The organism is Adlercreutzia sp. ZJ242 (genome assembly GCF_011038995.1).
Lineage (GTDB): Bacteria > Actinomycetota > Coriobacteriia > Coriobacteriales > Eggerthellaceae > CAAEEV01.
The window spans coordinates 23,492-37,481 of sequence record NZ_JAAKEE010000023.1 but is presented as its reverse complement, the minus strand read 5'-3'; the positions used below and the strand labels follow the sequence as shown (position 1 = coordinate 37,481).

Genomic DNA, 13,990 nt, shown 5'->3' with positions numbered 1-13,990 from the left:
TCCCGGGGGGGACCAGGTGTTGGAGCGGGTGACGACGGTGCCGTCCTCCATTACGGTCTGCCACTGTTTACCGTATGCCATACTTTCCTTCTTTCTCCACGTTTCTAACTTTTTCCGTAGAAAACTATTCGCGCGCCTTGTGGAAACGCGCTATCTGCAAACGCACCGGGTGGAAGTGTGGTTCTTCCGCTCGGCTGCCTGCGCCCTCCCTAGTTGGCGCAAGCTGCGTTTGAAGCCGAGGGATGGATGCCTCTTGCAGCCTACTGGCCGGGGGCCTTCGGGGCCGCGGGGGCGCCGGGGGCCTTCGGGGCGCCGGGCGCGGCGGGCGCGCCGGGGGCCGCAGGGGCGCCGGGCACGGCCTTCTCGCCGTTGAGGTAGGGGGTGAAGTCGCACTTGCAGAAGGGGCAGGACTTCAGGACGAGGCCGCCCATGGACTGGATGGGCTTGCCGCACTCGGGGCACTTGTTCGGGCCCGCGCCAGCGGAGGCATCTGCCGGTCTAAAACACATGTTAGTCTCCTTTCCTATTTTCGCTACGTTCGCGAAAACCTAACGGCGTTAGATTACGAGAAGGCGCCTTGCGTGTGGTCAGACTTTCGGTGCTCACTTTCAGGGGTGAGTGGACGATTTTCGGTTTGATTTTCCTCGAACCCTCATACTTCGCTTTTTCGCGTTTTCCCATGTGAAACGCATAGTTTGAGTCTGATTGAGCGCGCGGTTCGCACGGCGGGAAATTTCTGCGCGCACGCTCCGTTTTCACGATGTGATTGCTAGAATGCAGACAATACCTGCAACCATAGCGATCCTCTTGAAGGTAGGCACCATGGCGTTACATCTCCCGCGCGTCAACGTCGTCATCAGCGACGCCCAGGGCTTCGACTCCCAAGGCGAGCTCTCCGCGCTCTCCGTCGGCTTCGGCCTGCACCAGGCGTGGATCTACGCGGCCCTCTTCGGCACCTCCACCCTCTTCGGCGTGCCCCAGCTGACCACGCTCGGGGCGCGCTCGTTCTCGTTCGCCTCCATCACGGAGTTCTTCATAGTCTCCATCATCACGTTCATCGTGGCGCTGATCGCCATGGGCGCGACCGACCAGCGCTTCCTGCGCGTCTACACCTCCAAGCGCGCCATGCGGATCTCGGCGGTGCTCATGTGCGCGGCGACCTTCGCGCTGTTCATCCCCGCTGCCGGCGGCGCGATGACCGCGCTCTCCGCGGTGGCGGGCGTGGTGGCGGGCGCGGGCTCGGCGCTGCTGCTGCTGTTCTGGGGAACGGCGTTCGCGCGCTGCAGCTCCTCGAGCATCGTGATGAACACCATGATCGCGATGGTGTTCGCCCTGGTGGTGTACGCCGCGCTGATCTACCTGATCCCCGCGCCGCTCTCGGGCGTCATCGCGGCGCTCCTGCCCTTGGCCGAGCTCCCCATCTTGTGGAGGAAGACGCCCGAGAGCTACATCCTGCGCCACGAGGTGCCCCTCTTCGAGCCGCTGCCCGTTCGCAAGGGGCGCTTCTCGGTGCGCTTCGGCGTGCCGGTTCTGCTCGCGGGCTTCGCGCTGGGGGCGCTGCGATCCATCTCCACGCAGATCATCCTCCCCTCGCCCGACCTGTCGGTGAACGCGCTCGTGATGGTGGCCGCGGCCATCGTGGTGGTGGTGATCCTCACGCTCACGCTGTTCGCGGGCATGCACCGCTACTGGGACTCGCTGTTCCGCGTGATGCTGCCCGTGGTGATGCTCACGCTGTGCTTCCTGCCGCTCTCGATCACCGACAACTCCATCGCCGCGTCCATCATCCTGGTGACGGGCTACATGTGCCTCGAGGCGCTCATGTGGATCTTCTTCGGGCAGCTGTGCCAGACGTTCCGCCTCTCGGCCGTGTTCGTGTTCGGCGTGGGGCGCGGCGTTCTGGCCCTCGGCTCGTTCGTGGGCACCATGACGCTCACGAACCCCGCCATGCTCGACGCGCTCACGCCGTTCGGCTCCTACGGCGGCATCCTGTTCTACATCGCCGCGCTCGTGCTGGCCTACATGTTCCTGCCGCGCGTGCGAGACATCAAGCGGATGATCGACCCCGACTTCGAGCATCGCCACACCCCGCTCGACGACATCAACGACGAGGTGGCCGAGCTCGACGCGGTGGTGCGCGACCAGCCGCGCGCGGAGAACGACCCGCTCAGCCCGCAGGGCTCCTCGCCCCTTGAGACGATCGCCGACAGCGGGCGGCTGACCATCTCGCAAGACGAGGCCGACGCCGAGCTGAACACGCGCATGATCAGCACCGACGACCTCATGGACGAGGGTACGCTGGCCGCCATCGACGCCGCGCGCGCCAACGGCGAGAAGGACAACACCCCCGTCGTGGAGACGCCGTCGAAGAAGCGCAGCGGGCGCTTCCGCACGCAGTGCGAGACGATCGCGAACCGCTACCTGCTGTCCCGCCGCGAGACCGAGGTGCTCTTCCTGCTGGCGAGGGGGTACAACGCCGCCTACATCCAGAAGAAGCTCTGCATCACGCAGTCCACCGCCAAGACGCACATCTACCACATCTACCAGAAGCTCGACATCCACACGCAGCAGGAGCTGCTCGCGATGGTGTCCGAGGAGGACGACCGATAGGGGCGGCCGCGGCTGCGGGGACGGCGGCAGCCGACACGGCATGGACGGCGGCTGACGCAGTAGGGGCAGGAGCGGCCTTGCACGCCCCTTGCACGCCAGGAGCTTCATTTTGGCAGAAATCTTCAGATATTTGTCTCTCTGCGAGAGACCGAGAGAAAGCTGGGGTCGGGAGAAAGCTTCTGACCTGCAAGTTTGCTGCAAGCTGCTTTTGCCGTTGCGTATAGCAGAGCGAAATAGGCCTCTAAAGAGGGGTGCAAGGTCCCTGAAAAGACAAATATCTGAAGATTTCTGCCAAAATCTCGCTGAAAAATTGCACGCATGTGTCCGGGGCCTCTCAAGCAGGCATTTCTCTGTCGTTTGTCGGTTTATGCAACGCTGAAGTGCTCCTATAATTAAGCTATGGTGCTATTGAGAGGCTTTATATCCACCCAGGTTTGTCAGGGGAGCAGCGCGTGCGGCGGGAGGTCCGCATGACACTTGCGTCGTCGCATCTGCTCGTCGGCATTGACGTCGGGTCGACCACCGCGAAGGTGGCCGCGCTCGACGCGGACACGCGCGCCCTCGTGTTCTCGCGCTACCGCCGCCACCACGCCCAGCAGGCCGCCTGCACGAGCGTCCTGCTCGCCGAGCTGAGCGCGGCCTTCCCCCACGCGCGCGTCGAGGCCGCCGTGACGGGCTCAGGCGGCACCACGGTGGCGCGCCTGCTCGACGTGCCCTACGTGCAGGAGGTGGTCGCCAACGCGCTCGCCATCGGCGCACGCTACCCGCAGACGCGCTGCGCCATCGAGCTCGGCGGCCAGGACGCCAAGATGATCTTCTTCGCCGCCGACGCCGAGACCGGCAAGCTCGGCGTGGCCGACATGCGCATGAACGGGAGCTGCGCGGGCGGCACGGGCGCCTTCGTCGACGAGATCGCCACCGTGCTCAACGTGCCCGTCGAGCAGCTCGACGCGCTCGCCGCGCGCGGCACGGCGCTGCACAGCATCTCGGGCCGCTGCGGCGTGTACGCCAAGACGGACATCCAGCCGCTGCTCAACCAGGGCGTTCCCAAGGAGGACGTCGCGCTCTCGAGCATGCACGCCATCGCCAAGCAGACCATCGGCGGCCTGGCGCAGGGCATCGACATCGAGCCGCCCGTGATCTTCGAGGGCGGGCCGCTCACGTTCAACCCCACGCTCGTGCGCGTGTTCGCCGAGCGGCTGAGCCTCGCGCCCGCCGACGTCATCATCCCCGAGCATCCCGAGATCATGGTGGCGCTCGGCGCGGCCATCGCGGCGCGCGACTTCCCCACCAGCCAGAACCGCGCGCTCTCGCTGCAAGAGGCCGCCGCGGTGCTTGCCTCCTACAACCCCGCAGCCGACGCCGACGCGTCGCGCACGCCGCCTCTGTTCGCCACCGACGAGGAGCTCGCCGCCTTCGAGGCGCGCCACGCCGCGCCGCCCATGCGCCCGCCCGCCGCGGCTTCCGGCGACGTGCTGCGCGCCTACCTCGGCGTGGACTCGGGCTCGACCACCACCAAGCTCGTGCTCTTGGGCGAGGACGGCGAGCCGTTCGACTCCTTCTACGCCTCCAACGAGGGCGAGCCGCTCGACGTGGCGCGTGCCGCGCTCGCAAACCTGCGCGACAAGTACCGCGAACATGGCGTTGAGCTGGAGATACTCGGCGCCGGGTCAACCGGCTACGGCGAGCTCATGTTCGCGCAGGCGTTCCACTTCGACTACCACGCGGTGGAGACGGTGGCGCACGCGCGCGCCGCGCAGGCCTACCTGCCGAGCGTGAGCTTCGTGCTCGACATCGGCGGGCAGGACATGAAGGCCATCTGGATGGACCACGGCGTCATCACCGACATCCTCATGAACGAGGCGTGCTCGAGCGGCTGCGGGTCGTTCCTGGAGAACTTCGCCACCACGCTCGGCATCCCCGTGGAGGGCATCGCCGAGATGGCGTTCTCATCGAAGTCGCCTGCCGCGCTGGGAAGCCGCTGCACCGTGTTCATGAACTCGTCGGTGGTCACCGAGCAGCGCAACGGCAAGACCCCCGCCGACATCATGGCCGGGCTGTGCACCTCCATCGTCGAGAACGTGTTCACCAAGGTCATCCGCATGGCGAACCTCGACGCGCTGGGGGACGCCATCATGGTGCAGGGCGGCACGTTCGCCAACGACGCCGTGCTCGCCGCCTTCGAGCGCTACGTGGGCCGCAAGGTCACGCGCGCGCCCTACCCCGGCCTCATGGGAGCCATCGGCGTAGCCCTCCTGACGAAGGAGCACCTAGAAGAGCGCCGATCCGCCAGCGAAGCGCCGCGGAACAGCGGAAAAGCAGCTCTGCGGGTGGCTGAGCGTCCCTCGCGCGCAGATAGCGAGAAAGCAGCTCTGGAGGCTGCGGGGGAGGCCCCGCGCGCAGATTCTGCAGCGACTGAAACAGCCCAGTGGGCTGTTTCACCAAGCGAAGCCTTGCCCGAGCACGGGGCCTCCCCCGCAGCCTCCAGAGCGGACGACCCTCAACGATACAGCCCCACTTCCACCTTCATCGGCTTAGACGCGCTCGACGACTTCTCCTATGAGCAGCAAACCAACCTCATCTGCCCGTTCTGCGCCAACCACTGCAGCCGCACGCGCGTGGCCTTCGCCGACGGCACCTCGTGGGTGACCGGCAACCGCTGCCCCAAGGGCGAGGTCGTCGGCGACGCGCGCGACGAGGGCGTGCGCAAGCAGGCGCAAGCGCGCGCCGTCGCGCTCGAGCAGGTGCCCAACCTGTTCGCCCTGCGCGAGAAGCTCCTGTTCGACGACTGGTTCTACCGCGAGGTGGCGCCCGCGCGCAACCTGCGCATCGGGCTGCCGCGCGTGCTGGCCCTGTGGGACACTGCCCCGTTCTGGCGCGTGCTCTTCGCGTCGCTCGGCTTCACCCCCGTGTTCTCGCGCCCCAGCACGCGGCGCATGTACGAGGGCGGCCTGGCCGCCGTCACGTCAGACACCATCTGCTTCCCCGCCAAGCTCGTGCACGGGCACGTGCGCGACCTGGTGCGGCAGAAGGTCGACCGCATCTTCATGCCCATCATCACCACCGTCGAGCCCGAGGGCACGGCCGACACGGCCGAGAGCATGTGCGCCGTGGTGAAGGGCTACCCCATGGTCATGCGCGCCTCTGACAACCCCGAGGAGCGCTTCGGCATCCCCTTCGACACGCCGCTGTTCCACTGGTATCGGAGAACCGACCGCGACCGACAGCTCGTCGCCTACCTCAAGCGCACGTTCGACGTGGCGCCCGAGCTCGCGCGCGCCGCCATCGAGCAGGCCGACGCCGCGCTGCACGCCTTCCGCGCCACCATGTGCAACGCGGGCGAGGCGGCGCTCAAGCACGCCGAGGACGCCGGCACCTTCGCCGTGGTGCTCGCCTCGCGTCCCTACCAGAACGACCCGCTCGTGAACCACGACCTCCCGCGCATGTTCGCCGAGCAGGGCATCCCCGTGCTCACCGCCGACGCGGTCCCCGGCGTCAACGAGGTGGACCTCTCGATGAGCCGCCTGGACATCGCGAACAACTTCCACGCGCGCATGCTCTCAAGCGCGCTCATGGCGGCGCGCAGCGAGAACCTCGAGTACGCGCAGGTGGTGTCGTTCGGCTGCGGGCACGACGCCTACCTGTCCGACGAGATCATCCGCCTCATGCACGAGACGTCGGGCAAGGCGCCGCTCACCCTGAAGGTGGACGAGACCCCCATCGAGGGGCCGCTGCGCATCCGCGTGCGCTCGTTCGTGGAGACGCTCGCGCTGCGCCGCCGCCTGGGGCACGAGCTGGCGCCGCGCGCGCTGGCCGACCCCTACCCCGTGAAGTACACGCGCGCCGACCGCGCGACGCAGATGACGGTGCTCGTGCCGAACACCTCGCACGCGTTCTCCCGCATGATGGCCGCGGTGTTCGCCAAGCAGGGCGTGAACGCCGTGCCCATTGACCTGGGGCGCGAGGAGGCCATTCGCCTGGGGAAGAAGTACGTGCACAACGACATCTGCTTCCCCGCGCAGATCGTGATCGGCGAGGCGCTTGCCGCGCTCGAGAGCGGGAAGTACGACACGGACCACGTGTGCATCGGGATGGCGAAGTACGTGGGCGACTGCCGCCTCACGCATTACAGCGCGCTGCTGCGCAAGGCGCTCGACGACGCGGGGTACGCGCACGTGCCCATCCTCACGAACGACGACGAGGACGCCCATGACCTGCACCCCGGGTTCCGGCTGAGCCTGCCGTCGGCCATGCGCATCGCGTTCGCGCTGCCGTGCATCGACGTACTTGAGGAGCTGCTGCGCAAGATGCGCCCCTACGAGCTTGAGCCGGGCAGCGCCGACGCGGCGTTCGAGAAGGCGCTCGACGCGCTCATCGAGGGCATCGGCGGCGGGATCCGCGGCATGAACCGAGGCTTCCGCCGCGGCATCGAGATCATGGCGCGCGTGCGCTACGACCGCTCGCAGCCGCGGCCGCGCGTGCTCATCGTGGGCGAGTACCTGCTGAACTTCCACCCCGGCGCCAACCGCGACGTCGAGCGCTACCTCGAGCGCAACGGCTTCGAGATCATCGAGGCGCGCATGACCGACGTCATCCGCAAGACGTACTTCTACAAGCACGCGCAGGTGAAGGAGTACCACGTCGACAAGCCGCTCGGCTTCAAGCTCACCAACGCCGTCTCCGACGAGTTCTTCGAGCTGGCGCACGACAACTGCGACCGCATCGCGCGGGCGCACCCGCTCTACGAGCGCCCCGCGCGCATGCCCGAGCTGGTGCAGGCGTCCGACAGCATCGTGCACCACACGTTCGACGCGGGCGAGGGCGTGCTCATCCCCGGCGAGATCCTGCACCACGCCGCGCGCGGCTGCCGCACGTTCGTGATCCTGCAGCCGTTCGGCTGCCTGCCGAACCACGTGGTGGGGCGCGGCATCGCGAAGGCGCTCAAGCGCCGCTACCCCGAGGCGCAGATCCTGCCTCTGGACTACGACCCCGACGTGAGCTTCGCGAACGTGGAGAACCGCCTCCAGATGCTCGTGATGAGCGCCCAAGCCGGCAGGGCGTGAGGACGCGCGATCCCGAGGGGAAGTCGCCGCCGTCAGCGAGGTCGTCCTCGTGCTCCTTCAGGCGACGCGAGAACAGCGTTCTGCGGGCCGCCGCGCACGCCGCGTAGACGAGCGTGACGACGATGCCGAGGATGATGTAGAAGTGCATCCAGCAGCCCGCACGGCCCTCAGCCGGCGGGATAGCTCCGTCGCCGTCATCGACGAGCGGCGTCTGACCGCTGCCGTTGACGGTTCCGGTCGCGCCCTTGAGCGCGCCCGTGAGAGGCGCGATCGCGGGGGCAGCCGCTTCGCCAGACGTCGGCGCGCTGGGCGCGGTGCCATTCGGCGTCGTGCCGCCAGAGGCGACCGGGGCGTCGCCCGGAACGCCGGGGCTCGGCAGGGGCGTGTCAGAACCCGGAGCAGGCGCGGGCGTAGGCGCGTCAGGAGCAGGCGCCGGGGGCGGGGTCGGAACATCCGGCCCTGGTATGGGCGCGGGCGCCGGGGGCGGCGTGGGCGCATCCGGCCCCGGCGTGGGCGGCGTGGGACCCGGCGTGGGCGTGGGACCCGGCGTGGGGGGCGGCGTGGGCGCATCTGGCCCCGGCGTGGGACCCGGCGTGGGCGTGGGACCCGGCGTGGGCGCATCCGGTCCCGGCACGAACTTGGCGTAGAAGGTCGTCACGCCTTCCCAGCCGCCTTCAGGAGTGCGCGGAGCGAAGAACGCAGCGAGACCGACTTTCGCGTTCAAGCCCTCGTCACGATACCAGCCATCAAACGCATAGCCCGACCGAGGCGTTGCCGTGGAGCCTTGGGCAACGGCGCTTGCGTTCTTCGGGGCAACCCACTCCTCCGAGGGGCTGACTTCTCCGCCTGGCGTTGCATCTTCTCCGCCTGGCGTTTTCGCAACGTAGTTTATCCTACCGGTCGGCCTCCACTGCGCATAGAGAACGGTGCTCTCGTTGAGCTGGATCAGGCTTCCAGCTTCGTATCGCACGCCCGTGCCCTGAGCCTCGGTGTTCCAACCGTCGAATTCATGGTTGAGCATCGTCCACGTGCATTCTTTAACCGTAGCCTCATCTCCCGAACTATACGCTCCGCTGTCAACCACAGGCGTACCTGCTGTAGCACCATGAGGGTCATAGCTGAGCGAAACCTGATTGCTCCACAGAGCCTTGAACGTGACTTCAACTCCGTTCTTGGGATCTGCCGCATTGCCTATGTACGGCCAGAGATCGTTGACGTCCACGCTGCCGCCTGCGCCATAGGTTCGCCCGTCAACGCTCAGCTGCCAGCCATGGAATTGCGCGTTCTCTTTAGCAGGCTCTTCCTGGGGAAGCATGATGATGTTGCTGTTCGGATGCTCCGTAACGTTGCCATGGAAATAGCTCCTGCTATCTGCATGGCTGGACTCACCGTCAAGCTGACCGCCGTCCAGATCGTATTTCACCTTGACGGGGACGGGAGTAGCCGAGATCACAAACTGGCGATACCGGTACGACTCCTGGTCGTTCTTGCCATAGTGAAACTCTTTCGTGCAACCACGCGCTTTGGCTGAGTCGATTGCGCCCAGAAAATCCTCGAAGGGACTCAGCGTGCCTTTGTAGCGAATGTTGTCGATATCGGAATACACCCCATTCGCCCATCTCCCTGCTTCGTCACTGCTCGCCGTTGAGGAATGCCTGAACGTCGTTCCGACGCCGTATCCTTCCTTCGTCTTCACGTAAAACTCCGACCTGGTGTTTCTCTCGACGGCAAACGACTCCCCTATCTCCATCTCAGCCAGCTCGCTGCCGTTGATGCTGTAGAAGACCTGCACGTTGGAGGAGTTCTGGCCGTGGCCGTCGCTGGCGGCAAACGTGGTGAAGAACAGGTCTGCCTTTTGGGGATCCTCCACCACGGCAATTTCCTTCGCGGCTGCATAGGAGACGCCATCCAGGGCAACTCGGGCTATGACCGTGACCTCGCCGCCGGTCAGGCCGATCATCGTGCCGTCACTGGCGACAGAAGCGACGCTCGTCACGCTTGAAGCCCATTCCACCTCGGTGCTCGATGGCAGCTCGACAGGGCTGCCGCCCCTCTCAACCAAAAGGCTCAATCTAGCTTCGTTGGCGGGCCCGACGTAAATCTGGTCAGGGCCCTCGATGGAGACGGCAATCGCCTGAGGCTCGTCAACCTGAGTCTGAGCCCCCGCAGAGCGGCCGGGGCCTTGCGTTGATTCAGCGACCTGCCCTGTCTGGGGCTCGCCCGCAGCGTCCCCGCCCGCTCCGGAATCGGCGAACGCAGGGGCGTTCGCGGTTCCCAGGATGAGCACAACCGATAGGAACACCGAGAGGGCTTTGCCTTCGAGAGCTCCCTTCGAGCCTATGAGTCTCTTGAACATCTCCACCACCCTATCCCATCATCGCGACTTGCCGCCTGCCACGCGGGTTGTGACCGCGCATCTTGCGGCCTTCATTGCGCGCCTGCGCTTATGACAGGGGATGCTCAAGCCATGAGCCCCTCATAAGCTTTGCGGATGCCAAAACAGGCGCGCACACGGGTGTTTCTGCCCATCGGGCAGATTATTACAGGGGGAGGACAAAAATAAATAAGTTTAACATAGAAATGACGAAGTCGACACAAAGGGAAGGGGCAAGAGGACTGTGGCAGGGAGGAGCGGTGCGACGACGGAGAGCGCGGCGGCTCAAGGGCGGCGCGACGGCGGAAAGCGCGGGGTTCGGGAGCGGTGCGACGGCGGGAAGCGCGACGGCTCGAGCCCTGCCCTATCTCAGGGCGTACTTTGTTCGCACGCGGTCGAGCTTCTTCTTCCAGGGTACGTAGATCACCAGCAGAAACGCCACCGTGGACACCGCGTGCACCAGGTCGAACGGCAGCGCGGCGCCGTAGGTGAGCAGCGCCGCCTCCCACGTGAGGGGGTGCACGAACCCCACGAGCGTCCACGTGTTCAGCAGCGCGCCGTACAGAAGCGCCGAGAGGAAGCCGTATGCGCAGACAGCGGTGCGGCGCGGCACGCCTTCGCGCGTCTCGAACGCCCCGCGCTCAGCCAGAACGCCCGCGAGGTACCCCACGAGCCCCCATGCGTACATCTGCCAGGGCGTCCACGCGCCCTGGCCGAAGAAGAAGTTGGAGGTGAGCGCCGCGAGCGCGCCCGCCATGAAGCCGCAGCGCCGCCCGAACACCGCGCCCGCCAGGATGCAGATGGCGCTCACGGGCTTCACGTCGGGAACGGGAGCGAACAGGATGCGCCCCGCCGCCGCCAGCGCGCCGAGCACCGCCGCGGGCATGACCTGGCGCAGCGCAGGGCTTGACGCCTCCCAGCCCGCGAAGAACACGGCCAGCGCGCCCACCGCCACCGCGAAGGTGAGCAGCGCCGTCTGGTCGAGCTGGAAGAAGGCGGCGAGCGCCAGCGCCACGGGGACGCAGGCGAGCACGACCGGCTCGAGCGCGACGAGCACGCGCGCCCTCATGCGCGGGGGCCTTTCGCGGCAGCCTCAGACGGGATCGCGGAGCATGGGGCGGTAGGAGGCGCGACATCGGGCGCGGCGGAGCCAGGCGCGGCAGAACGCGCCTGGACCGCCCGGTTCGCCTCTTCCGCGTCCCAGAGCTGCGTGAACCGGTCGGGCTGCGGGCGGTAGAACAGGTTCTCGCGGCAGAACGCGCGCGCGGGCTGGCTGCATGCCACCTCGCCGTCGAAGAGCATCGTCATGTCATCGGCCACGCGCGAGGCGAACGCCAGGTCGTGCGTCACCAGCACCACCTGGCACCCCTCGGCGCGCAGCTCGAGCAGCGCGCGCGCCACCTCGCGCTTCGAGGGCGCGTCGAGGCCCTTGGTGGGCTCGTCGAGCAGCAGAAGGCGCGGGCGCGTGAGCATGAGCTTCGCCAGCGCGATCTTCTGCTGCTGCCCGCCGCTCACGTCGAAGGGGTGCCTGTCCGCGAGCTCCCCAATCCCCATGCGCGCCATGACCGCGTCGACCTCCGCGCGGCCATAACCCACGCCGTGCGCCCATTCGCCCAGCTCATCGCGGACTGTGTCGCACACCAGCAGCGCCTGGGGGTCTTGCGGAAGCAGCACCTGCTCGCGGCGCAGGGCGTTGCGCACGCGCCCGCGCTCAGGCGAAAGCACGCCCGCGAGCACGCGCAGCACCGTGGACTTCCCGCAGCCGTTGCCGCCCACGACGGCGTGGATGCCCGGGCGCGAGAGGTCGAGGTCCATGTTGCGCAGGACCCACGCGGCGTCGCGCGCATAGCGGAAGAACGCGCCCTCGAGCGTGAGCGGGGCGGCGGGGGCGGGTTCGGGGCCGAACGTGCGGCGGAGCGGGAGCGCGAAGGCGGGGCGCAGGGCGCGGGACGTGCGAGGGGGGCGCGAGGCACCGGAGCCGCGCTCTGGCGCAAGCGCTTCCGCACCCTCCGCCTCCGCACCCCAAACGGGCGCCTCATCTTCCCTAATCCGCAGGTCATCGAGGATGCAGGGCAGCACGCGCCCGCCCTCCACGCGCGCGGCGCACGTGACGTAGTCGACCATCGCCTCGGGGCTGTGCGTGGCCACCACCACCGTGATGCCCAGCTCGCGGTTCACGCGGAAGAGCGCGTGCAGGAAGCTGCGCTGCGCCACGGGGTCGAGCTGCGCGGTGGGCTCGTCGAGCAGCAGCAGGCGCGGGCGCAGCGCGAGCACCGCCGCCAGGTTCAGCAGCTGCTTCTGCCCGCCCGACAGCGTGGACACCTCCCGCCGAAACCACGGCTCCATGCCGAAGAAGTGCGCCACCTCGGCCACGCGGCGGCGCATCGTGTCCTGGTCGAGCCCTTCGTTCTCCAGCCCGAACGCCAGCTCGTGCCACACCGTGTCGCACACGATCTGGTTGTCGGGGCTTTGGAACACATACCCCACGTGCGGCGCGCGCCCGCCCGCGGCCACCTCCTCGCCGAATGCGCGCACCGCGCCCGCGCGTGCGCCCGCCGGCGCTATCTCGGGCTTCGCGCAGCGCAGAAGCGTGGTCTTGCCTGAACCCGTGTTGCCCACGAGCAGGGCAAACGCGCCCTGGGGCACCGCCCAGTCCGCGTCCTTGAGCGCGGGTGCGGCAGCGCCCGCGTACGTGAAGCCGAAGCGTTCGTAAGTCAGCGCATCCATCGCAGGCGGTCTCCTAGGACGACGAGGCACGGCAGGAAGAAGTACAGCGCGTAGGGCACATATCCCCACCACAGCGTGGGCGTGCTCAGGGAGGGGTAGAAGCGGTACTGCGACGTGGCCGCCCACGCGCAGGCGGCGCACGCCGCGCCGAGGCCGAGGACCACGGCGAGCGCGAGGGCGTCGGCGCGCGCGAAGCGCTGCCGGCGGTAGGTGGTGCGGGTGCGCCCGCTCGCCCACCCGCGGCTGCGCATGGCGTCGGCCGTCTCGAGGGAGTCCTCCATCCCCCACCCCACGAGGGCGGAGGCGACGCGCGCGCCCTCGCGCAGCCGCGCGGCTTTGCCGGACGCGGCGGTTGGGCGCGGGGCGGCTGAGCGCGGGGCTCGGGGGACGCTTTCGCCGACGGCTTCGTTTGCGCGTGCGCGCTGCGCGCGTTGGTGCGCGCCCGCAGTTGGGCTTTCGCCCGCTTCCGCATGTGGAAGCTCGCTTGCGCATGCATACGAGACGCTCCGGCGCGCCGCCGTGCATGCCCCCTGGACGGCGCTGATCTCGCGGCCCTGCCGCACGAAGCGCGGGATGAGGCGCATGCACATCGACGTCATGAGCGCCACCGTGGGCAGGCGGTTGCCCAGCACGCCCGTCACCTTGTCGGACGTGAGCACGCACGCCGCGTTGGAGAACTCGACCATGACGGCCATGAGCAGCGCGCCCATGCAGAGGCCGTACGCGAAGCTCTCGAGGTACACGGCGCGCACGCCGATGCGGAAGAGCTCCGTGGAGCCCATCGGGGAGAAGAGCGGGTTGGCGAGCGCGACGAGCACCAGCATCGGAACCTGCCACAGCGCGGCGCGCGCCACCTGGCGGCCGCCGCGCAGGCACGCGCCCAGGCAGACTGCCGACGCAAGCGCGAACGCCACGAGCACCGGCTGGAAGGCGGCCATGGTGAGCACGAGCGCGATGGCAGCATAGGCCACCGCCACCGTGGGGTGCAGCGCGTCGAAGGCGCTCGCGGCAAAGGAGCGGGGGCCTTCGTCGGGAAGGCCCCCCTGCCCTTCGCTGCACGCGCCTTGCACATCTGGGGTGCCGGCGGAGCTGCTGGCGCCTTGCGCATCCGGGGCGCCGTCGAAGTCGCTGGCGCCTTGCGCTTCTTGGGTGCCGCCGAAGCCGCCGGAATCGCTGACGCCTGCGCGGCTATGGGTTTCGCCGTGGGTCATCTCGA

At 67.9% G+C, this 13,990-nt stretch carries 6 protein-coding genes and 1 pseudogene; 2 read left to right on the top strand and 5 right to left on the bottom strand.

The features are described from left to right. Positions 1–260 precede the first annotated feature (260 nt). On the bottom strand, positions 261–509 hold the full coding sequence (locus tag G7Y49_RS07090) for a hypothetical protein (RefSeq protein WP_165172371.1): 249 nt from the start codon (positions 507–509) through the stop codon (positions 261–263). 313 nt (positions 510–822) lie between these two features. On the opposite strand from G7Y49_RS07090, the gene G7Y49_RS07085 reads away from it, so the two are divergent. Together G7Y49_RS07085 and G7Y49_RS12265 are read left to right on the top strand one after the other, a co-directional pair. Continuing rightward, positions 823–2,610, top strand: a complete 1,788-nt coding sequence (locus G7Y49_RS07085; RefSeq protein WP_165172421.1) for a response regulator transcription factor — start codon at positions 823–825, stop codon at positions 2,608–2,610. A gap of 470 nt (positions 2,611–3,080) precedes the next feature. After that, positions 3,081–7,673, top strand: a complete 4,593-nt coding sequence (locus tag G7Y49_RS12265) for an acyl-CoA dehydratase activase (RefSeq protein WP_165172419.1) — start codon at positions 3,081–3,083, stop codon at positions 7,671–7,673. Between the two features lie 718 nt (positions 7,674–8,391). Here G7Y49_RS12265 and G7Y49_RS12260 read toward each other — a convergent pair. The 4 genes and pseudogenes from G7Y49_RS12260 to G7Y49_RS07055 all read right to left on the bottom strand — a co-directional run. Then, positions 8,392–8,988, bottom strand: a pseudogene (locus tag G7Y49_RS12260) (InlB B-repeat-containing protein); the annotation flags it as partial. A gap of 1,423 nt (positions 8,989–10,411) precedes the next feature. Beyond that, positions 10,412–11,116 carry an ECF transporter S component gene (locus G7Y49_RS07070; RefSeq protein ID WP_165172415.1) on the bottom strand — a complete coding sequence of 235 codons (705 nt, stop codon included), beginning with the start codon at positions 11,114–11,116 and terminating at the stop codon, positions 10,412–10,414. Further along, the gene (locus G7Y49_RS12255; protein ID WP_241157314.1) at positions 11,113–12,774 is read right to left on the bottom strand and encodes an ABC transporter ATP-binding protein; all 1,662 of its coding nucleotides are present in this window, start codon (positions 12,772–12,774) and stop codon (positions 11,113–11,115) included. The genes G7Y49_RS07070 and G7Y49_RS12255 overlap by 4 nt, the downstream gene beginning before the upstream one ends. After that, positions 12,762–13,985 carry an energy-coupling factor transporter transmembrane component T gene (locus tag G7Y49_RS07055; RefSeq protein WP_165172413.1) on the bottom strand — a complete coding sequence of 408 codons (1,224 nt, stop codon included), beginning with the start codon at positions 13,983–13,985 and terminating at the stop codon, positions 12,762–12,764. Before G7Y49_RS07055 ends, G7Y49_RS12255 begins: the two co-directional genes overlap by 13 nt. Positions 13,986–13,990: the final 5 nt, after the last annotated feature.